This is a genomic window from Jannaschia aquimarina, assembly GCF_000877395.1.
GTDB classification, from domain to species: domain Bacteria; phylum Pseudomonadota; class Alphaproteobacteria; order Rhodobacterales; family Rhodobacteraceae; genus Jannaschia; species Jannaschia aquimarina.
Map to the genome: position 1 here is coordinate 1 of NZ_JYFE01000009.1, position 20,054 is coordinate 20,054.

General features: G+C 66.9%; 19 protein-coding genes. 15 read left to right on the forward strand and 4 right to left on the reverse strand.

Annotated elements, in window-relative coordinates:
* The 9 genes from jaqu_RS21550 to tssH form a co-directional block, all read left to right on the forward strand.
* A partial coding sequence (locus jaqu_RS21550; protein ID WP_043917190.1) for a type VI secretion system-associated FHA domain protein occupies positions 1-670 on the forward strand: 670 nt, incomplete at its 5' end.
* A gap of 4 nt (positions 671-674) precedes the next feature.
* The gene (locus jaqu_RS01600) at positions 675-2,015 is read left to right on the forward strand and encodes a type VI secretion system protein TssA (RefSeq protein ID WP_043917191.1); all 1,341 of its coding nucleotides are present in this window, start codon (positions 675-677) and stop codon (positions 2,013-2,015) included.
* A 163-nt stretch (positions 2,016-2,178) separates the two neighbouring features.
* Positions 2,179-2,709 carry a type VI secretion system contractile sheath small subunit gene (gene tssB, locus jaqu_RS01605; RefSeq protein ID WP_043917192.1) on the forward strand — a complete coding sequence of 177 codons (531 nt, stop codon included), beginning with the start codon at positions 2,179-2,181 and terminating at the stop codon, positions 2,707-2,709.
* Position 2,710: 1 nt separating this feature from the next.
* Positions 2,711-4,204, forward strand: a complete 1,494-nt coding sequence (tssC, locus tag jaqu_RS01610) for a type VI secretion system contractile sheath large subunit (RefSeq protein ID WP_043917193.1) — start codon at positions 2,711-2,713, stop codon at positions 4,202-4,204.
* A 45-nt stretch (positions 4,205-4,249) separates the two neighbouring features.
* On the forward strand, positions 4,250-4,747 hold the full coding sequence (locus jaqu_RS01615) for an Hcp family type VI secretion system effector (RefSeq protein WP_043917194.1): 498 nt from the start codon (positions 4,250-4,252) through the stop codon (positions 4,745-4,747).
* A gap of 156 nt (positions 4,748-4,903) precedes the next feature.
* Positions 4,904-5,422, forward strand: coding sequence for a type VI secretion system baseplate subunit TssE (locus jaqu_RS01620; protein ID WP_052500712.1), 519 nt, complete (start codon positions 4,904-4,906; stop codon positions 5,420-5,422).
* Complete coding sequence (gene tssF / locus jaqu_RS01625; RefSeq protein ID WP_043917196.1) at positions 5,419-7,353, forward strand: type VI secretion system baseplate subunit TssF; 1,935 nt, start codon at positions 5,419-5,421, stop codon at positions 7,351-7,353. Before jaqu_RS01620 ends, tssF begins: the two co-directional genes overlap by 4 nt.
* Positions 7,350-8,351 carry a type VI secretion system baseplate subunit TssG gene (gene tssG, locus jaqu_RS01630; protein WP_043917197.1) on the forward strand — a complete coding sequence of 334 codons (1,002 nt, stop codon included), beginning with the start codon at positions 7,350-7,352 and terminating at the stop codon, positions 8,349-8,351. Before tssF ends, tssG begins: the two co-directional genes overlap by 4 nt.
* A 30-nt stretch (positions 8,352-8,381) precedes the next feature.
* Positions 8,382-11,054 carry a type VI secretion system ATPase TssH gene (tssH, locus tag jaqu_RS01635; protein ID WP_043917198.1) on the forward strand — a complete coding sequence of 891 codons (2,673 nt, stop codon included), beginning with the start codon at positions 8,382-8,384 and terminating at the stop codon, positions 11,052-11,054.
* A gap of 14 nt (positions 11,055-11,068) precedes the next feature.
* On the opposite strand, the gene jaqu_RS20370 is transcribed toward tssH, so the two are convergent.
* The 3 genes from jaqu_RS20370 to jaqu_RS01650 all read right to left on the reverse strand — a co-directional run bounded on the left by jaqu_RS20370 (position 11,069) and on the right by jaqu_RS01650 (position 15,257).
* Positions 11,069-13,330, reverse strand: a complete 2,262-nt coding sequence (locus tag jaqu_RS20370; RefSeq protein ID WP_052500713.1) for a peptidoglycan DD-metalloendopeptidase family protein — start codon at positions 13,328-13,330, stop codon at positions 11,069-11,071.
* A gap of 72 nt (positions 13,331-13,402) precedes the next feature.
* Entirely contained in the window at positions 13,403-14,785 is a 1,383-nt protein-coding gene (locus jaqu_RS01645) for a peptidoglycan-binding domain-containing protein (protein WP_043917199.1), read from the reverse strand.
* Between the two features lie 46 nt (positions 14,786-14,831).
* Positions 14,832-15,257 carry a DUF1036 domain-containing protein gene (locus jaqu_RS01650; RefSeq protein ID WP_236687709.1) on the reverse strand — a complete coding sequence of 142 codons (426 nt, stop codon included), beginning with the start codon at positions 15,255-15,257 and terminating at the stop codon, positions 14,832-14,834.
* An 87-nt stretch (positions 15,258-15,344) separates the two neighbouring features.
* On the opposite strand from jaqu_RS01650, the gene jaqu_RS01655 reads away from it, so the two are divergent.
* The 6 genes from jaqu_RS01655 to jaqu_RS20375 all read left to right on the forward strand — a co-directional run bounded on the left by jaqu_RS01655 (position 15,345) and on the right by jaqu_RS20375 (position 19,228).
* Positions 15,345-15,824 carry a hypothetical protein gene (locus tag jaqu_RS01655; protein ID WP_043917200.1) on the forward strand — a complete coding sequence of 160 codons (480 nt, stop codon included), beginning with the start codon at positions 15,345-15,347 and terminating at the stop codon, positions 15,822-15,824.
* An 83-nt stretch (positions 15,825-15,907) separates the two neighbouring features.
* Positions 15,908-16,378, forward strand: coding sequence for a hypothetical protein (locus jaqu_RS01660; RefSeq protein WP_236687710.1), 471 nt, complete (start codon positions 15,908-15,910; stop codon positions 16,376-16,378).
* 13 nt (positions 16,379-16,391) lie between these two features.
* Positions 16,392-17,021: a MotA/TolQ/ExbB proton channel family protein gene (locus tag jaqu_RS01665; protein ID WP_043917201.1), complete on the forward strand. Its 630-nt coding sequence runs from the start codon at positions 16,392-16,394 to the stop codon at positions 17,019-17,021.
* 13 nt (positions 17,022-17,034) lie between these two features.
* Positions 17,035-17,475 carry an ExbD/TolR family protein gene (locus jaqu_RS01670; RefSeq protein WP_052500714.1) on the forward strand — a complete coding sequence of 147 codons (441 nt, stop codon included), beginning with the start codon at positions 17,035-17,037 and terminating at the stop codon, positions 17,473-17,475.
* Positions 17,472-17,879, forward strand: coding sequence for an ExbD/TolR family protein (locus jaqu_RS01675; RefSeq protein ID WP_043917202.1), 408 nt, complete (start codon positions 17,472-17,474; stop codon positions 17,877-17,879). Before jaqu_RS01670 ends, jaqu_RS01675 begins: the two co-directional genes overlap by 4 nt.
* On the forward strand, positions 17,876-19,228 hold the full coding sequence (locus tag jaqu_RS20375) for a hypothetical protein (RefSeq protein ID WP_141134361.1): 1,353 nt from the start codon (positions 17,876-17,878) through the stop codon (positions 19,226-19,228). Before jaqu_RS01675 ends, jaqu_RS20375 begins: the two co-directional genes overlap by 4 nt.
* Before the next feature lie 21 nt (positions 19,229-19,249).
* On the opposite strand, the gene jaqu_RS01685 is transcribed toward jaqu_RS20375, so the two are convergent.
* Positions 19,250-19,885: a hypothetical protein gene (locus jaqu_RS01685; RefSeq protein ID WP_236687711.1), complete on the reverse strand. Its 636-nt coding sequence runs from the start codon at positions 19,883-19,885 to the stop codon at positions 19,250-19,252.
* Between the last annotated feature and the right edge of the window lie 169 nt (positions 19,886-20,054).

Consider the following 20,054-nt stretch of genomic DNA (forward strand, 5'->3'; position numbering starts at 1 on the left):
GATCCCTCCGGCGCCCCAGCCGACCCCGGCGCCCATCCCCGACGCGGCACCTACCCCTGCCCCGGCAAGCCCTGCCGGTGATCCTGCTGGCTTCGTGGCTGCGTTCTGCGAGGGCGCGGGGCTCGAACCGTCGAACTACGCGGATACGGATGCCGCGCGTCTTGCGCGGATGCTGGGCGAAGCGGTCCGCGCCTCCGTCGAAGAGCAGATGACCCATCTGCGGGCCCGCGCCGGTTTCCGGGAGCAGAGCCGCGCCCATATCGACCGCACGATGCTGGGCCTTGCCGGGACAAACCCCCTGAAGACCGCGCACCATCCCTCCAAGGCGATCGAGGCGGCATTCCTGCGCCCGGTGGCGGGCGCGGCGACAGGGGCCGAAGCTCTGGGCGGTGCCGCCCGCGATCTGCGACTGCATCATGAGGCGCTGATCGCCGCCATACAGCCCGCGCTGGGCGCCCTGATCCATGACCTCGCCCCCGAGGCGATCGAGGCGGGAACCGGCAAGGGGCTGGCCTTGGGCGGCGGCCGCAGGGCCAAGAACTGGGAAAGTTTCGTGGAGCGCTGGGACAACAAGGCCAGCCGCCACGACAACGGAATGCTGGACGCCTATTTCGAGGAGCTCGCGCGCTTCTACGGCGAGGCGCACAAGACCGACGACGTTGAGAGGTGATGCGATGGCGCTGCAATGGCTGACCGAGCCGGTCGATCCGGACAATCCCTGCGGACCGGATCTCGAGCGCGAAGACGACGACGCCTTCATCGAATACTATTTCGACGCCGAGGGACGCCTGCCGGAACGCTATGTGACGGCGGGGATGGCCTCGGGCGACGGCACGGTCTCGGACAGGCTCTACGATCCGAAATCGGTGGATCTGGCGGCGGAGCTGAAAGAGATCGACGGCCTTTTGCGCCGCTCGCGCGATCTGCGGCTGTTGTCGCTGCGTACGCGGTGGCAGGCCCTGGCCCGCGACACGGCCGGGCTGGCTGAGACGCTCGAAGGGGCAGCGGAGGCGGTGGGCACCTTCGGCGAGGCGATGCACCCGATGACCGCCGATGCCGGGCGCGAGCGGCGCGCCGCGCTCGAAGCCTTTGCCGCCGCGCCGACGGTCCTGCAACCGCTGCAATATTTGCCGCTGACCGGCGACGATGCGGTGAGCTGGCGGCGCTGGCAGATGGCGAGCGGACGGATCGCGGCGCCCGAGGACGAGGAGATCGCGCCGGAAGGTCTGCTTCAGGCCCTGGGAGAGCGGATGTCGGCACATGAGGTCGATCGCATCCAGGGCGATCTGGCCCGTGCCCTGACGGCGGCGCGGCGGATCGGCAGCCCGCATGTGGCGCCCCTCGTCGAACTCCTGGACGGGATCTGCGGCCTGATCGCCCAGGCACGGCCGGATCTGGCCGCACCGGACGAGGTGGCGCCCACCGCCCCGGAGGCCGTTTCGGAATCCGGGCCAGAGCCGGTGGCGACGCAAGCCGCCAGCAATGCCGCGCCCGAACCGGCCCCACCGAAGCAGCCCGAACCGCAAGTCGGCGATCTGACCAGTCAGAGCGAGGCGCGCGGCGTGCTGGCCGGTGTCGAAGGGTATCTCACTCGCCACGAGCCATCCTCGGCCGCGCTGCTGCTGGTCGTACAGGCGCGGCAATTGGTGGGCCGGCCTTTGGTGGAAGCGATCGAGACCTTGATGCCCCAGCGCGCCGGGCAGGCCGTGATCGACTTCGGGCCCGGTGCCGGATTCGCCCTGCCGATGGACAGGCTCAGACAGCTTTCGGAGGCGAGCGCGGGCCAAGCGCAGAGCCCGGAACCTGAGCCCCCGGAGGCCCGGATCGACAGCCGCCCCGAGGCCGCCGCAAAGCTGCGCGCGGCAGAGCGATGGTTCCGGCAGGCCGAGCCGGCGAGCCCCATCCCCATCCTGCTGGCGAAGGCACGGATATGGTTGGAAAAGGACTTCGAGGCAATCATGACGGAGATCCTGCCGCCGAGCCCGCAATCTCCGCAGGAGCCGCCGCAACAATGATTGGGCGCCCGGAATGATTGTCGCCGCCCGAGATGGGCATTGCGACGTGCATTCGCCGCGATGTGACAGTAGGGTTAACCTGACCCGGAGGGTCGTCCGCGCCCCGTTGACTATCCTTTGCGAGGCAGGTTCACTGACGCCTGTATAACGGGGAATTCAGAGCATGGCTTCCGATAAAGCGACCGATTTCATCAAGCGTAATCGCCCGCCCCGGGTGAACATCTCCTACGAAGATCCCTACGACAGCGAGAAGATGATCGAGCTGCCGTTCATCATGGGGGTCATGTCCGATCTGTCCGGCAACGCCTCTTCGAAGGAAAAGCCCGAGATGGAGGAGCGCGAGTTCCGCGACGTGACCGGCGCGACGCTGGACACCTTCATGAACGATGTCGCGCCCGCGACGTCGTTTGCGGTCGAGAACAAGCTCGACCCCGACAGCGAGGACAAGCTGGGCGTCCATCTCGAATTCCGCTCGATGGACGACTTCAATCCCGCGCGCGTGGCCGAACAGGTCCCTGCGCTGAACAAGCTGCTGGAGGCGCGCAAGCAGCTCGCCAACCTGCAACGGTACATGAACTCGAAGCCCAAGGCGCAGGAGCAGATCCGCATGCTGCTCCAGGATCCCGAGCTGATGGCGGCCCTGGCGGCCCGCAGCGACGACGCCTCGGACGACGACGACAAGAAGGACGCCTGAGATGAGCGACGGCACCCAGGCCCAGGTCGAGGGCAAGGACGGCGCGCTATCCGAACTCGACGAGTTCTCGGACATCCTGCGCCAGACCATCAAGCCGCGGTCGGAAACGGCCGCGAAGGAAGTCGACAACGCCGTGACCGCGCTGGTCCGCGAGGCGATGGACGACCAGACGCTCGTGACCGAGGACGTGCTCGACACGCTCGATGCGATGCTGGCGAAGATCGACAGCAAGCTGAGCGACCAGCTGAACGCGATCATGCATCACGATGACTTCCAGGCTCTGGAATCGTCTTGGCGCGGTCTCGCCTACACGGTGAACAACTCCGAGACGGATGCCTCGCTGCGCGTGAAGGTGATGAACGTCTCGAAGAAAGAACTCTCCGGGATGTTCCGGGCCTATCCCGGCGCACGCTGGGACCAGAGCCCGCTGCATCGCAAGGTCTACGAGCAGGAATTCGGAACGCTGGGCGGCACGCCCTTCGGCGCGCTGGTGGGTGATTACTATTTCGGGTTCTCGTCGCCCGATGTGAACCTGTTGCGCGACATCTCCAAGGTCGCGGCATCCGCCCACGCGCCGTTCATCTCGGCCGCCTCGCCCGAGCTTCTGGGCATGGACAGCTGGAACGAGCTGGGTACCCCGCCGGACCTGTCCGAGATCTTCGAGACGCCGGACTACGCCAAGTGGAAGACCCTGCGCGAAAGCGAGAATAGCCGCTATCTGGCGCTGGTCGCGCCGCGCGTCCTGGCCCGCGAGCCATACGGCCAAGATTCGACCTCGGTAGTCGAGGAATTCAACTACGAGGAAGAGACCGACGGCCACGGCGGCACCAAGTACTGCTGGATGAACGCGGCCCACGCGATGGCGGTGAACATCAACCGCGCCCACAAGGAGCATGGCTGGACGGTCCAGATCCGCGGCGTGCAGTCCGGCGGCGAGGTCCTGAATCTGCCGACCCACACCTTCGAGACGGGAGACGGGGCCAAGGACCTGAAATGCCCGACCGAGGTGTCGATCACCGACCGCCGCGAGGGCGAGCTGTCGGCCGCAGGCCTGATCGGCCTGGTACACCGCAAGAACACCGACAAGGCGGCGTTCATCGGGGCGCAGACGCTCTACAAGCCGAAAAAGTATGTCGACGATCTGGCAACCGCGTCGGACAACATGTCCGCCCGGCTGCCCTATATCTTCGCGGTCTCGCGCTTCAGTCACTACCTGAAATGCATGGTTCGCGATAAGATCGGGCAGAGCCCGACCCGCACCCAGCTGCAGAACGACCTGCAGAATTGGGTCAACAAGTACGTCACCGCCAACCCCGAGACGGCTTCGGAACGGGAGAAGGCTAAGCGTCCGCTCGCAGGCGCGAAGGTCGAGGTGATCGAAGACGAGGAGAACCCCGGATACTACGTCGGGAAGTTCTTCCTCAAACCCCACTTCCAGTTGGAAGGTATGGACATCGGGATGAGCCTGGTGTCCAAGTTACCCGGGGGCAAATAACCCCAACGGTCCATTTCTGGACCAGGCCTAAGTACGGAGAGACAAATGGCTGTCGATATTTTCCTTCATCTTTCTAACGGCATTAAAGGCGAGTCCCAGGACACGACCTACCTTGATGAAATTGACGTTCTGGCCTGGAACTGGGGCCTGACCCAGTCGGGCACCACGCACATGGGCGGCGGCGGCGGCGGCGGCAAAGTGAACGTGCAGGATATTACCCTCACGAAGTATGTCGACCTGGCCTCGAACGAACTGATCAAGCGCTGCGCCTCGGGCGAGCACATCAATGACGGCAAGCTGATCGTCCGCAAGTCGGGCGGAAACGCGCCGCTCGAGTATTTCGTGATGGACGTCAAGGACATCATGATCACGTCGTACCAGACGGGTGGCGGCAAGGATGGCCTCGACCGCATCCAGGAGACGCTGACGCTGAACTTCCGCGAGTTCCGCATCACCTACACCCTGCAGGACATCAAGACCGGTGGGATCAAGTCCCAGTCCGAGATCGCCTGGGACATCGCCCAGAACCTCGACGTCACCTGATTCACCGATCAGACACGGTTGGGGCCGGCGGTATTTCCGCCGGCCCTTTTCGTTTGACCCTCGCCTGCGCTTCGCCTCTCCTGCCCGACGATGTGCCCGACCTCCGATTCCACGGTTCCGCCCCGCCGCGACCCTCGTCGCGGTGCCCAGCGCCAAGTGTCGCTGACACACGTCTTCCGGGACGCGGCCGAAACCGGGATGGCCCGGCGCGATGGATCCGAACCGGGCAAGGCCGGTGACCTTGCCTTGAGCCAGGACAGGCGGATGGGCGTGGACGAGGGGGCACTCCGGCGCCATCTCGCGGCCGATCTCGACAGCCTCGTGAACACGATCCGGCTGGATGCCTTCGAAGAGTTGGACAATTATCCCCGGCTCATGAAGTCGGTGCTGAACTACGGCTTCGCCGAACTGGGCCGGACGGGAACCGCTGCGGATGCGGGGACGGTCATCGCCAAGCGGATCCGCGAGTCCCTCATCACGTTCGAGCCCCGGCTGATCCCCGAAAGCGTCGATGTTCAGGTCAGCGAGGGCGAGGGCACCCTCGACCAGCGTCTGGTTTTCGACGTCACCGCAGAAATCGCCGCCGATCCCGCCGACCTGCCGCTCGACTTCGTGGCCGAGGTCGATCTGGGCGCGGGCAAGATGAAGATGAAGCGTCTGAAGCTGCAGAAATGAGGAAAGCCTTCCGAGACGCCTATGAGCGCGAGTTGGCGCTCCTTTACGAGCGGGCCGCCGAGTTCGCGACGGATTATCCGGGCATCGCCGGACGCTTGGGCGGCGTATTGCGGGACAACGCAGATCCCGCGGTGGCGGGCCTTCTGGAAGGGGCGGCCTTCATGGCGGCCCGCGTCCAGCTCAAGCTGGATCAGGAGTTCCGGGTCTTCACCGACGAACTGCTCGAGCAGGTCTTTCCCGATGCGCTCGCGCCGATCCCGTCGATGATGCTGGTCGAGGCGGCTCTGCCCGCGGATGCGACCGACATGGCCGAAGGCCTGCCGATTTCCAAGGGCGCCTACATGGACGCCCGCTTCGTGGACGCGGATCGCCGCGTCTCTTGCCGATTCCGGACCGCGACGCCTCTTCGGATCTATCCCATGCGTCTGGCGGGCTGCGCCTACCGCGCCAATGCGGCCGAGATCAGCGCGCTGGGACAGGATGCGGGCGACGGGGTGGTCGCCGGTGTGACCGTCGATTTCGAGACGATCGGGGACGTGCCCGCCGCGACGCTGGACCTGGACGACCTGGCGATCCATCTGACCGGCGCAATGGCGGATGCGGTCGCGCTTTACGAGCAGATCCTGTGCGACACGGTGCGCGTCTCGCTCCGCTGGCTGGACGCGTCGGGGGATGCCGCGTTCCTTCGCCTGCCGGTCGAAGCGATCGGGCAAGTCGGGCTGGATCGGGACGAGCGCATCCTGCCCCACGACGCCCGGCTCTTCGACGGGTTCGCGTTGTTGCGGGAAGGGTTCGCCTTTCCGCGCCAATTCCTCGGCTTTCGCCTGTCCGGCCTCCGGCGGGCCCTCCGCGCGGTTCACGGGCAGAGCTTTCAGATCGTGCTGGAATTCGACCGGCTGGACGCCGATCTGGCGGCGCGGCTGACGCCGGAAGATCTGGCGATCCACTGCGTCCCGGCGGTCAACCTCTTCGTGGAGCAGGCCGCGCAGGTGCGGCTCGATGGCAAGCGCACGGAATTCGTCGTCACGCCGGCCTCGACTCCCGTCACCCATTACGAAGTCCATCGGATCCTCGACGTTCACGCCCATTACGCGACCACCAAGACCAAGCGCCGTGTCTATCCGCTTTACGGCCTGTCAGGGACCGGGGGCGAGGACCCGCGTGCCGCGCTCTACTACACGACCCGCCGCAAGGAGCGTCGCCTGACCGACGAAGAACGGCGGTTCGGGCGGCGCCATCGCTATCTGGGGACCGAGACGTTCATCTCGCTCTGGGAGCCGCCGGATCTCGACGACGGAGAGGACGATGCGCGTGGGGGCGGCGCGTCGAGGTTGCAGGTCAGGACGCTTTGTTCGAACCGGCACCTGCCGGAATACCTGCCCGTCGCCAAGGCGCGGGACGCCTTCGTGCTGGACGACGACCAGACGATTGCCTTGCGTTGTGTGGTGGGTCCCACCGCGCCGCGCGAGCCACTTTCGCTGCTGGACCGCAACGCCTCGCACCGGACGATCCAGGGCGACGTGCACTGGCGCCTGATCTCTTACCTCTCACTGTCGCAATTCGGCATCGAGGGTCATGGGGGCGACACCGACGCGATCGCCCTGCGCGAGATGCTATCGCTCTTTGCGGACCTGTCGGACGCGACCGACGAACGCCAGATCGGGGGCGTCCTGGAACTGGCGACCCGCGCCGTCACCCGGCTGATCCGCCGGGAAGACGGACACTTCCCCGCGCGAGGCACGGAGATCCGCCTGGTTCTGGACGACGAGGCTTTCGAGGGATCGGGGCCGATCCTGATGGGTGCGATCCTCGACCGGTTCTTCGCGGAATACGCGCCGGTCAACAGCTTCACCCAGACGGTGATCGAGACCCGGCAGCGTGGCGAGATCAAGACCTTTCCGCCGCGCAGCGGAACGGGCCCGCTGCTGTGAAGCCCGACGACACCGAAGCGCGCCAGCAGGAGGCGCAGAAGCTGGGGCTGTTCGCCCTGCTGCGCCGGATCGAGCGGCGGAGCCCGGACAAGCCGCGCGTGGGCCGTAGCCTGCGCCTGCGGGACGAAGTCGCGATCCTGGGTCAGGATCCGTTCCTGACCTTCCCGGTTTCGGACATCGCCGATCACGAACGTCTCGACGGTGGCAGACGGCGTATCCGAACGAACCTGATGGGCTATTTCGGTCCGCAGGGCGCGCTGCCGCTGAACACGACCGAGGAAGTCCTGCGCTGGGCGCAGATCGGCAACGACCGTACTTTCGTGGCATTCGCGGACGTCTTCACGACGCGGTTCATCCAGCTCTTCTTCCGTGCCTGGTCCGATGCCCGCGCGATCGGGCAGTTCGACCGGCCCGACGACGACCGGTTCCGCGCGCGTGTCGCCGCCTTTGCCGGCCTGACGACGCCCGCATTTCTGGATCGCGACCACCTCTCGGACGTCTCGCGCACCCATCTCGTCGGCCTGCATATGGGGCGGGTCCGCAGTCCCATACGTCTCCAGCAACTTGCCGCGCTGCATCTGGACGCGGATATCGACGTCGAGGAGCATGTGCCCACTTGGATCGCCTTCGAACCGGAGGACCAGAGCCGGATGGGCCTGGGGGGCATGACGCTGGGCCGGGACTGCAAGCTGGGGTCGCGGATGCGGTCGGTGAACGATCGGATCCGGATCGTCGTGAATACGAGTACGCTGGAAGAATACCGCGGTTACCTGCCCGGCGGATCGCGCCACGTCGTGCTCCGCGACCTGGTTCGCTGGTATCTCGGCCACTGGCAGGAGGTCACGGTCGCGCTGACCCTGCCCGCCGACGCGATCCCCCCCGCCCGATTGGGCGAGAGCGCCGATCTGGGCTGGATGGCCGCGCTGTCCCCCCACGAGCCCGGACCCGACGGCACGGCGCCGGTGCGCGTTGCAGAATTCGATCTCGAAGCGGCATAAGACCGCGAACCCATCAGAGGGACGTTACGGATGGCAGACATCACCATCGAGAAGTTCGCCGCGAAGATGAACCGCGCGGGCTACGAGAGCTTTCTCAACGCCATGCGCCACGCGCGTGGCGAAGGGAACCGGAATGTCGAGCTGATCCACTGGCTGTTCCAGGCCTTGGCGAACCAGGACGGCGACATCGCCCACACCCTCCGCGAGATGGGTGTCGACCGGGGCGCCGTCCTGCGCAGCCTCGATGCCGCGCAGGCGCGATTGCAGAAGAACGTCACCGAGAGCCCTGGCATTTCGGACAGTCTGGCTGACGCTTTGAACCATGCATGGGTCTACGCGACGCTGCATTTCGGCGAGGTCCAGATACGGACCGGTCATGCGCTCTATTCCGCCCTGGTCGATCCCCGGCTGCGCCGTGAGGTGCTGGGCGCCGCCCCAGAGCTTGAGGGCGTCAGCACCGAGCGGATCGCGAGCGAGGCCCGCAGCCTCTGGTCCGGGTCCGAAGAAGAACAGATGCGCCCGATGGACGGGTCCGGTCTGACCTCGAAGGGCACGGGCGACGGGGCGCGGGGCGGTGACACCGCGCTTGCGCGGTTCTCGGTCGACATGACCGCCGAGGCTGAGGGCGGCGGGATGGACCCCATCGTCGGCCGCGACGAGGAGATCCGCCAGATCGTCGACGTCCTGCTGCGGCGGCGTCAGAACAACCCGATCCTCACTGGCGAGGCGGGCGTGGGCAAGACGGCCGTGGTCGAAGGGTTCGCCCAGCGTCTTGCCGCGAACGAGGTGCCTCCGGCCCTGCAAGGCACGCGGCTGCTGATGCTCGACATCCAGGCCATGCAGGCGGGCGCGTCGATGAAGGGCGAATTCGAGCAGCGGCTGAAATCGGTCATCGACGAAGTTCAGGCAAGCCCTACGCCGATCATCCTCTTCATCGACGAGGCGCATACCCTGATCGGCGCCGGAGGGCAGGCAGGCACCGGCGACGCCGCCAACCTGCTGAAACCTGCACTGGCCCGCGGTACGCTACGGACCATCGCGGCGACGACATGGTCCGAGTACCGCAACCATATCGAGAAGGATCCGGCCTTGACCCGCCGGTTCCAGCCCATCGACGTGCCGGAACCTGACGTGGCCCGCTGCTGCACGATGATGCGCGGCATCCTCGGTCCGATGGAGGCGCATCACGGCGTGCGTATCTCGGACGAGGCGCTGGTGGCCGCCGTGTCGCTCTCGGATCGCTACATCCCGGCACGGCAGCTTCCCGACAAGGCTGTCAGCCTGCTGGACACCGCCTGCGCCCGCGTTGCGGTCAGTCAGGCCGCGACGCCCGCCCGGGTCGCCGACCTGCGCGCCGAGATTGCCGCCCTCGACGCCGAGATCGCATCCAAGGAAGCCGAGCGAGATCTGGGCGAGACCGATGAGGAGCGTCTGGCCGAGGCCCGCACCGACAAGGAGGCGACCGAGGCTCGGCTGGCGGACATGGAGGCGAAGTACGAGGCCGAAAAGGCTCTGGTCGATCGCATCGTCGCCCTGCGGCGGGATCTGGCCGAGCCCGGAGAGGATATCGACGAGGATGCAGCCCGCGCCGAGGTCTCTGCCAAGATGGCCGAATTGTCCGACAAGGATCCGGACGACCGGATGGTCTATGCCCATGTCGACGAGCAGGCCGTGGCATCCGTCATCAGCGACTGGACCGGCATTCCCGCCGGCCGCATGGTTGCCGACGAACTGGAGCAGGTCCTGACCCTCTCCGACACATTGCGCGAACGCGTGATCGGTCAGGATCACGGGCTGAAGATGATCGCCAAGCGTATCGAAACCTCGCGCGCCGGCCTCTCCAATCCGAACAAGCCCATCGGCGTCTTCATGCTGTGCGGCCCGTCCGGCGTCGGCAAGACCGAGACGGCGCTGGCCCTGGCCGAACAGCTTTACGGCGGCGAGCAGAACATCATCACGATCAACATGTCCGAGTTCCAGGAGGCGCATTCGGTCTCGCTGCTCAAGGGCGCACCGCCGGGCTATGTCGGCTACGGCGAAGGCGGGCGGCTGACCGAGGCGGTGCGGCGCAAGCCCTACTCGGTCGTCCTTCTGGACGAGATCGAGAAGGCCCATCCGGACATCCACGAACTGTTCTTCCAGGTTTTCGACAAGGGGATCATGGAAGACGGCAACGGCAGGCCCATCAACTTCCGCAACACGCTGATCCTGCTGACCTCGAATGTGGGGACCGAGGTCATCATGGAGATGGCCGATCAGGGCCGCGCCACGCCCGATGCCGACGAGCTGGACGCCGCGATGAAGCCGTTCCTGCTCGATGTTTTCCCACCGGCCCTGCTGGGTCGCATCGTGACGATTCCCTACTTTCCGCTCGGACCGGACGTCTTGCGCGGGATCGCGGGGCTGAAGCTGGGTGCCGTGGCGAAACGGATGCGCGAGGCGCATGGCGCGGCGCTGACCTGGTCGGACGACGCGATGGACCACATCGTCTCGCAATGCCGTGATCCAGACAGCGGCGGCCGGATGATCGACAACATCATCGCCAATTCGATCCTGCCGGACCTCAGCCGCGAGGTTCTGGGACGGATGGTGTCGGGCGACCCGATCCGGTCGGTGCGCATCGACCTGACGGACGGCGCGTTCCGCTACGTGTTCGATGCAGAGACCGAATTTGCGCCGCCCGTGGAAGAGCCCGCCGAATAGATCAGCAAGCGGCCCTACCCCGCTTCGGAAAGGACCTGATCGACCAATTCCACGAAGAGCCGCGTCTGCGGGTCGACCGGCTTGGGCGGTGCCGCCGCGACCGCGGGTCCAGACCTCAGGCGGCCCATCTTGCGGTCCGCCCATCGTTCCAGATCATCGGCGGTGTAGCGGCGCAGGAAGGGATTGGCCCGCACGACACCCGCGCCCATCAGGTCGCGGATCGTCTGCTCACCCGGCGCGGACAGCACGCGGTGCGCGCCCTCGGGCCCGAGGAAATGCGCAAGATACAAGCGGCCCGGATTGATCCCATGACCGCGGGATCGAAGATATGCCTCATTCTCCTGGGCGAGCTTGGTGACCATGTCGCGGCTGAGCGACGGGTCGGTGCGCAGGGCAAGCAGCTCCCTTCTGTCGAGCGTCGCGACCAAGTCGGGCCGATAGGTTCGCATCATGCGCAGCCACGTGCTCTCGATGAACTGGCCCAGCCCGGTCGCTGTCGAAAGGGGGTTCTTGGCCCGTGCGTTGCCCGCGCTTTCCACTCTTATGATCTGCTCGACCAGGGCTTCGACGGCCCCCGAAGCGGCAACCATGACCTGCCCCGTCAGGAACGGCATCGGGTCGACCGGCTTTCCGTTCACGCGGGTCTCGAAATGCAGGTGCGGCCCGGTCGAAAGGCCGGTTGTACCCACGTATCCGATGACCTCTCCGGCGCGCACGACATTGCCCTGAACCACGCCTTTCGCGAAGCGGTCGAGATGCGCGTACCGGGTCTCCACTCCGTCCGCGTGGGCAAGGATCATCAGGTTGCCATAGCCGCGCCCGTCTCCGGCCAGGCTGACCCGCCCATCGGCCACCGCGCGGATCGGAGTGCCCGTCGGTGCCGCCCAGTCGACCCCTGCATGCAGACGGACGATCTGTTTGATCGGATGCAACCTGGGCCCGAACTTCGACGTCAGGACGCCATCGACAGGCTGGACGAACGCGCCGGCCCCGCTGCGCTGGCGACCGGGGATGTGACATCGATATCCGCCCTTCGCGGTATCGGGTACGACATAGCATCGCCACTGGCTCGACTGGCCTTCGAGCGCAGCGTACATGAGTTGCCCCTCGCGCGTTCCGCCGGGGCCGTGATCCTCCGAAAAGGCGAGCGTGATGCGGTCACCCTCCTCCGCCGGCTTCTCGAGGTTCAGCCCGCTCGCGGCGAGAAGGGTGGTGAAGGCGCCCGCCTCTTCGGCGGAAATGCCGCCACGCAAGGCCGCCGAATAGATCGCATCAAGCAGCCGGAACGTCGCGCCCGTCGCGGCGGCCGGTCCCGCAAGGCCCATGAGATCGTCGTCGATCCATGGATCGGAAGACATCGTCAGACGATCGTCCGGCAGCCTGGCCAGCGAGCCGAGATATCCGTCATCCGGTGAGTAGAGAGAAATATGCGTAAGGTCCGGCGCGGTCGAAGGACCGCCGAGCCGCAGGGCTACGACGGCCCCCCGCGACAGCGACGCCGCCCCCGGGATGAGCTCGATCACCCGGGCTGCAAGATCCGCGGCGCGACCTCGGAGCGGACTTTCCCCCAAGAGCGCCTCAAGCTCTCGATCGAGTTCCGCCCGCAACACGACGTCGGACCAGACGGGCGTCCGGAACGCCTCCCGTCTGGTGAACGCCAGAGACGTCCGCTCGACCGGACCGGCCGGGACGTCTGCGGCAGGCGGAACTTCCTCGTCCAGACCCTCGATTTCGGCCCCGTAGCTGTCGGCCTCCAGATCCTCCGCGTTGAACGCGACCGTCTCGAGACCGGCCAGCCGGACCAGTTCCGCCGGATCGGACGCGGCGCGGGCGATCTCGGACATGGCCCGCTCGGTCTGGTCCTGTAGAAACGCCAGATCTTCCCTGCTCGATGGCATGACGGTCATCAGCCGGCTCTCGGTGACCACGAGGTCGTCCTTCAGGATGGAAATCCGGTCAGGTGACGGCAGACCGAAGCGCCGAATGTCGAGAACGCCGGGCCCGGCGACCCGGCGCACCCGTCTATCCGCGCCGTCCTGCGGGAGACGGAGCAGCGTCGGATCGCCTGGAATATTGATGAAGACGCTCCCGTCGACCGCCGGAGCGACGGCGATACTGCCGGTCTCCACCTGAACCATCGCCTGATCCGATGTCCGCCAGATCGAGACCGCGACCGCAAGACGGTGGGGAATATCGGTGAAGGCCCACATCCCGACGAAAAGTGCTGCCACGGGGACGAGGCCGAACAGCACGATCTTGCGGAGGATCCTCCGCATGCGGCGGGCACGTGCCTTCCGATGACCGACCCGGAACCGAATGTTGTCCTGTGTTGGCAAAGGTCTCCCTTCCTAGCGGAAGACCCCGCCCAGGGTGGGATTGAGCCTCTGTCCACTCGATGGCTCGCTGCGCGCAGGTGCGGGGGGATCGGCCCGACGCGGAGCGACCTGGCGCTGGGAGCCTGCGGTCTGGCGCGAAGAGGTCCGTGTCGTCGTTTGACGTTGCGGCGTGTCGCGGGCGATGACGGGCGCGGGGCAGTCGACATCCTCGCGCAGGATCACGTCCCTGAACAGATCGACCGATGCCTCCCGCGTCGGCGGCGTATCGCCCCGCATTCGGTAATAGAGATCGACCGCATTCCGCGAGCCGTTGCCCCAGTCGCCGTCGATCGCGAGCCGATAGCATCCCATGCGCTGCAGCGCCGTCTGCAGGACCACGGCCTCGGTCCCCGGCTCGGGGTCGAACGCACCGGTTTCGACCAGCCCGGCGAACCCGTCCGGATCGGCATTCCGCATCCTTTCGCGCGCGTCGAAGGTGTCGACGGCCAGGGCGGCGCCGGGCAGCGCGCCTTCTGCGACGGCGTCATTTTCCGCAGCTTCATTGTCCCGCCGGATGACACCGACAATGATCGACGGACGCGGCAGCCCTTCGGGTGTCTCCCGCGCTTCCAGCAGGGCGGACAAGGCCGGCCCGATGCGCAAACCGCCAGACCGCTGGCCGGATGAGATCGCCGCCGGAACGAGACGGGCACCTCCGCCAGATATGGCAGTCCCGGTCATTTCGCGGCTACTGCCGACGGGTCGGATCGACGAGGCGACGATGACGCCGTTACCGGACCCACCCCCGATCACGACGGGCGCTGGGGCCAACTTCGCCTGTCCCGCGACCAGAGGAAGGTCGAGTTCGCCGATCATGACCCCCGATCCGTCCGACGCCGGAAAGATGTCCCGGAACGGCTCTCCGACCGCATCGAGCGCGGAGATGAGGTCGTCCGCCAGCCCGCCCGGTGCGCAATCCGGTTCCGATCCGGCATGGATCAGGACGACGCGCGGGTCGGCAGTCAGTGTCGCGTCCTCGTGCTCCCCTCGGAGATCGGGCTCGCATTGTTCGAACACCAGAAGCAGGTTCGCAGTGCCGGTGCGGGCAAGGCGGCTCGCGGCCGCATGGATCTCTCGCGCCTGCATGTCGGTCACCGGGCCGGCCACGTAGACCAACCCCAGCTCCGAGCGCGCCGCGGTGAGCCGAAGCTGTCCCGAAACGGGCATAGTGTGGCGGTTCGAGACATATCCGGCCCCCAGAAGCGCGCGGGACATCCTGATCGCGCCCTCCTCTCCGCTTCCGTCAGAGGGGACCACGACATGAGCGAACCTGTCCGCGACAGCCGGTGTCGCGGCCATTAGCACAGCCGAGAGAACCGTGCCCATGACACGGGTCTTTTGAAACACGAACCCCATGGCCGAAGGTTAGCCGATCTTTTCGATCTCTGCCAACGCCGATGCGTCACTCCGGTGCGGGGGCGAGGAACATTCGCCACGCTTCGACGCCACTTGTGTCGACTTCGATGAACCGGGCCTCGAGATGGCCACGAATGAGACAATCGGTTTCGCCGCGGATGGAGAAACGGTCGGGATCAATGCAGAGGGGCCGGGACCCGGACAGAAGCTCCCTGCCGAAGACATCGGTCGCGAAGACGTAGACGCGCGGGGTGGCCAGCGGCTCGCGCAGGACCTCCGCGCATTGGTTCGGGCCGATCTTCCACCACCCCTCGGTCCGCACCTCGCCCGATCGGTCCGGCGCCCCGACCGCCACATTGGCGACATCGAAGCTGCGATTGCAGACAGTGAATGTGGCCCTGGCCTGACCCGGCCAAAACAGCATCAACGCCGGAAGAAGCGTGGACAAAACAGTCGGGAGCGTGACCTTCACGTCGGGCGCCTCGGTCCAGTGTGGCCATATTTTCGCCACGACTATAGGATGCACACGGGGGAAAGAAGACAAAGGAAGGGCGTGACCATGATCCGCCTCGTTATCGGCAGTTTCGTCGCATGTGCATTGGCAGCCGGAGGAGCGATCGCGCTCGTCGGCGGCCATGAGGCCAGGACGGCCCGTCCGGACGCGCATCTCCCCGCGGCGCTCCCGCTCGACAGCGGCACGGCGACCGCAATCCACACGCCCCTCCAGACGCCGGCCTCTCCCGCACCGGCCGACCGGGCTTCGGACATTCCTCTTCCGGCACTTGGGGACGCACCGGTCGAGATGGATACTGCAACACAAGTGCCGGCGCTGCGTCCTGTCGCGCGCCCCGACGGTCCGGAAGTCGCAGCCGTGAAATCGGGACTCGTCGTCCAAGACCTAGAGACGGAATTGTCGACCCGGTCCATCGACGAGCGGACCGGCGGATCGCAGTTCGTCGTCCCCGGGCCGGTCCCGGGTGAGGCTATTCTCGCACAGCCGAGGCTTCAACAGCCCTGGGCGACCGGAGTTTTCCGCTGACGCCTTGACCTGCTTCCTGGGTTGCGGTCCCAATTGTCCCGGCTCCCCGCCGGGGGCGATCTGACCCCCCAACGGAGCATGCAATGATTCGTCGTCTCGTCCCCGTATTTGCCGCTGCTTTGCTGGCCCTGCCCGCAAACGCGCAGGATTCCGCCGAAGCGGGGGACGACCCCGCGGCCGCAGTGGACGACGTCGCGTCCGGCGCACTGACGCTGGAACTCAACAACGCCGCGACGCTGGATGGCGGCGCGTGCCAGCTGACCTACGTGGCCGCCAACACGACGGAAGAGGATCTCGCCCAGGCCTCTTATCAGGTCGCCTTCTTCGACGGAGAAGGGGTCGTCCGGCGCCTTCTGGTGCTCGAGTTCGGCGCCCTCGCCCCGGGCCGGACGAGGATCGTGCTCTTCAACCTGCCGGAGCAGCCCTGCGAAGATCTCTCCCGCATTCTGATCAACGAGGTCGCGGCTTGCGATCTGGCCGATGGCGGAACGAGCGATGTCTGCCTGTCGCGGCTCGAGACGGCGGCCCGCGGCGATATCCAGTTCGGCCTCTGACGGGGTCCGATGGATGTTGAGTGATTTCGACCCGATCTCTCTGACCGTTTTCGCCGCGTTGGGCATCCTTTCCGTGGCGGCGATCACTGTCTGCCTGTTCAAGACGATCCAGTTCCGGCGCCTCGGCGTGGGCGCGACGGAACGCGCTGACGGTATTCTGGACGCGTGGCTGGGCGGTCGCCCTGACGAGGCCATGCGCGCCGCATCGGAACGCGACTCGGTCGGGGCGCGTGTCCTTCAGGCGGTTCTGTCCGCCCTGCGCGCACGTCCGAACGATGCCGCCTATGCAGAAGAACTGGGCCGGACCGCCGCTCTGCGCGAGATGGGACTTCTGGAACGGCGCATGCGTGTCCTCGAAGCGGTCGTGCAAGGGGCACCGATGCTGGGCTTGCTGGGAACGGTGGTCGGCATGATCGACGCGTTCTCGACGCTGGCGGCAGGGGCCGGGGCCGTCGACCCTACCCTGCTGGCGTCCGGGATCTGGACCGCCTTGACGACCACGGCCGCGGGCCTCGCGATCGCATTGGTGACGTTCTTCATCGCCACATGGCTCGAAAGCCGGATCGAGGCGGAACGGCAATTGCTTGAATCGGCCATCTCGGCCGCGATCCACGGCCGCGTCGAAGCCGGCGCCGCAGTCTGAGGGAGCCGGGCAGGTGCAGGCGCGATCCGCCTCGATCATCCCCATCCGCCGGCGGAAAGGGTACCGCTTCGCGCTCACACCTCTGGCGGACGCGATGTTTCAGCTTCTGATCTTCTTCATGCTGTCCTCGTCGCTCGCCCCCTACTCGCTCATGACCCTGAAGCCGGGCGCCGCAAGCCAGCGCGGAGCCGGCGAAAGCCCCGCCCCGGCAGCACCCGCAGGCCCACCGAGCGCGATCTGGACCGTCGATGCCGGCGCGGTGATTGCAGGCGGGCAGCGCTTCGGCTTCGATGCATTGCCGCGCCTGTCGGCACGCATGGCGGCCCAGGATGACGGCGGCGTCCTTCTGATCACGCGGCCCGCAGCGCGGGTACAGGACATGGTCGCGGTGCTTGAAGCGCTGTCGGCCGCAAACGTCCCCGCCGTTCGCCTCGCACCGGGTCTCGGATCATGAAGCGGCGCCGGGGTCTGCCCAAGCGTCCGCGCCAGCAGCTCGACGTGTCGTTGGCGATCGTGAACATCGTCCTGCTTCTGATCTTCTTCTTTCTCGCCACCGGACGGCTGTTGAACCCTGCCGGCCCCGGCCTCGACCTGTCTGAAACGACGGAACTGCCGCTCGACGCGCTGCCGAAGCCGGTTCTCGTGGTCGGACAGGCCGGACGATGGGAGCTGGACGGCGCGCCGCTCGATCCGAACCTTCTGGATGCCGCGCTGCAGGACATGCCGCAGCCCGTGACGCTTCATCTTCTCATCGACCGGGGCGCACCCGCCGACAGCTTGCTGGCTGTCGTCGCGCGTCCGGAACTCGAAGAGGTCGAGGTCCGTCTCGTGACACTCCGCCGAAGGGTCGAGCAATGACCGGCGGGGCAAGTCCACTCCGGGAACGGCGGGGGCACTGGGTCGCGGCAGTCACGCTCTCGGTTGGATTGCACGCCGCCGGAATGGTCTGGGCGCTCGATCTGCTGCCCGGGCGCACGGCCGTGCCATCAGCGACGCTCCCCGAGACGATCATCACCATTTCCACCGTCGACGTCGAAGATCCGGAGGCCGATCCACCGGACGCCGCGACTGGCGGACCATCGGGCACGGAGAGCTTCAACGACGAGGACGATATCGGGGCGATCTCTCCCGCCGATCCCGCGGACGAAACCATCGCGGACCCATCCGAGGGCGATCTTCCGGACATCCTGACCCCCGACACCGAACGGGCCGAGGCGGTCTCGCCGGAAACCGCCCCGCCCGCGGCGGGCGAGGCGGTGGTCGAAAGCGCCGATACGCCCGAGATCGCCCGCGCGGCTCAGGTGGCGCCATCGACGTTGCCTTCCGTCGCGCCGGTCACGGCCGGTGGCGGATCGCTCTCTCCGGTCCCGATCGCGCCCCTTGCAGGGAATTCGGCGATATCCGGAACGCTCAGCGCGGCCTCTCCGGGCGCGGGTTCGGGCGATGCCGCGGCGATCCGGCAAGAGGTCGGTACGCCGCTGGCCCCGGTCGAGATGCCTCCTGCGGAGGGCACCCTCACCTCGGCGATCGTCCTCGACGGCCCGGGCGGTCGAGCCTCTCCACCCCGTCCAGCCGGCCCGCCGCCCGATCCCGTCCTGGTCGAACTCGTCCAACGAATCAGGGGTCAGTTGCGCGAAGGATGCCTCGTCGGCCTGCCGCGCGGCCGCCCCGCCCCGCTGGGGCCCCTTCTGGTCACGATCACGGCGGACGACCTGACCGCGCGCAGTTTCGCAGAGGCCGTGCTGGATGACGAATTGCTGCCGGGCGCCGAGGCCGAGACGATCCTCGTCGACCGCCGGCAATGCCCCGCCGTGACGTTTCTTCGCGCGCAGGACAACTATCCCGCCTTCAGGCTCCGGCTGTCCGTTGCGGACGCGCAGGTGGCGTCCGGAGGGACCGTCGTCGGCCGGATCGAAGGCATGGCCGGGGCCTACACGACCCTGCTGCTGGTCGATGACAACGGCGTCGTGCAGGACCTGCGCCGGTTCCTGCGCTTCTCTGGCGGGCGGGCTGAATTCGCGGTTCCCGTCACCCGCGATGGCGATACCCGCGAGACGGCTCAGCTTCTGATCGCGATTGCGACGCCGACACGGCCCGACACCGTCGCCCAACGCGCCGGGTTCCTGGCTCAGGACATGTTTCCGATGCTCGGGGAGGAAATCGACGGACAGGCGCGCTTTGCAGTGATCCCGATCACCGTCCGCTGAAATCCGCGATCGGGACGCGCCTCAGCCGCCCAATTCGAACCGGGCGATCTCTGCCGCCGCGCCCTTTTCGGAGGCTTCCGCCAAGATGTTGGGCAGCAGCACGTCCGCGGAGGTGCCATCGCTCGCCGTTGCCGCCCCCACGAGAGGTTCCGGCGATGCAAGCGCAACGAGGATCTGCGGCTGCCCGATCGCCGACGGGTCGGCCACGAGTTCGAACGCGAACAGCGCGGACCCGTCGGTTTGCGGTTCCAACCGGTCTGACAGGTCGTAGACCCCGCCTTCTGCGGTCACCATGGCCAGCCACACGGTCCGCCCCCGGATCTCGGCCACGCGACCCACGACCGTACCGCCGCTTCCGATGGTATCCGAGTCCAGCACGAGGGTGGGCTGGACGGCTTCACGGCCCTGAAGCCCGCGGGCGAGGTCCAGAGCGGGGCATTGCTGGCTGGTGACCGGACGATCCAACTTCGTCAGCGCAACTCCGAACTCGCTCCCATAGGCCTCGGCAAGGTCCGGCAGAGGTGTCTCGCGATCACCCATCGTGACCAGACGTCCCGCCTGAGCGCCGGACGTGATCCGCGCCGCATAGGCGCAATCGAAATCGGACGCATAGGCCGCAAGGAATCCGTCCCGTGTCTCCGTGTTCGGCGGGGGCAAGGACTGCGTCGATGTTTCTTCGGTCGCAACAGGAATGTCCGGGATCTCCGGCTCGGAACGGGTCATCGACCACCAGATCCCGCCGCCTGCCATCGCGGCGACGACGGCGGCGCCCGCCGAGCCAGAGCCGCGCAAGGGCGTTGTTCCGGTCCTGCCGGTCGTGGCTGGC

Bases quoted from the DNA above. Each gene is read 5' to 3' on its own strand.
- jaqu_RS01600 (WP_043917191.1), top strand. From the start codon at position 675: ATGGCGCTGCAATGGCTGACCGAGCCGGTCGATCCGGACAATCCCTGC.
- jaqu_RS01615 (WP_043917194.1), top strand. From the start codon at position 4,250: ATGGCTGTCGATATTTTCCTTCATCTTTCTAACGGCATTAAAGGCGAG.
- jaqu_RS01665 (WP_043917201.1), top strand. From the start codon at position 16,392: ATGTTGAGTGATTTCGACCCGATCTCTCTGACCGTTTTCGCCGCGTTG.
- jaqu_RS01645 (WP_043917199.1), bottom strand. From the start codon at position 14,785: ATGGGGTTCGTGTTTCAAAAGACCCGTGTCATGGGCACGGTTCTCTCG.
- tssH (WP_043917198.1), top strand. From the start codon at position 8,382: ATGGCAGACATCACCATCGAGAAGTTCGCCGCGAAGATGAACCGCGCG.
- jaqu_RS01675 (WP_043917202.1), top strand. From the start codon at position 17,472: ATGAAGCGGCGCCGGGGTCTGCCCAAGCGTCCGCGCCAGCAGCTCGAC.
- jaqu_RS01655 (WP_043917200.1), top strand. From the start codon at position 15,345: ATGATCCGCCTCGTTATCGGCAGTTTCGTCGCATGTGCATTGGCAGCC.
- tssB (WP_043917192.1), top strand. From the start codon at position 2,179: ATGGCTTCCGATAAAGCGACCGATTTCATCAAGCGTAATCGCCCGCCC.
- tssF (WP_043917196.1), top strand. From the start codon at position 5,419: ATGAGGAAAGCCTTCCGAGACGCCTATGAGCGCGAGTTGGCGCTCCTT.
- tssC (WP_043917193.1), top strand. From the start codon at position 2,711: ATGAGCGACGGCACCCAGGCCCAGGTCGAGGGCAAGGACGGCGCGCTA.
- jaqu_RS01660 (WP_236687710.1), top strand. From the start codon at position 15,908: ATGATTCGTCGTCTCGTCCCCGTATTTGCCGCTGCTTTGCTGGCCCTG.
- jaqu_RS20370 (WP_052500713.1), bottom strand. From the start codon at position 13,330: ATGCGGAGGATCCTCCGCAAGATCGTGCTGTTCGGCCTCGTCCCCGTG.
- jaqu_RS20375 (WP_141134361.1), top strand. From the start codon at position 17,876: ATGACCGGCGGGGCAAGTCCACTCCGGGAACGGCGGGGGCACTGGGTC.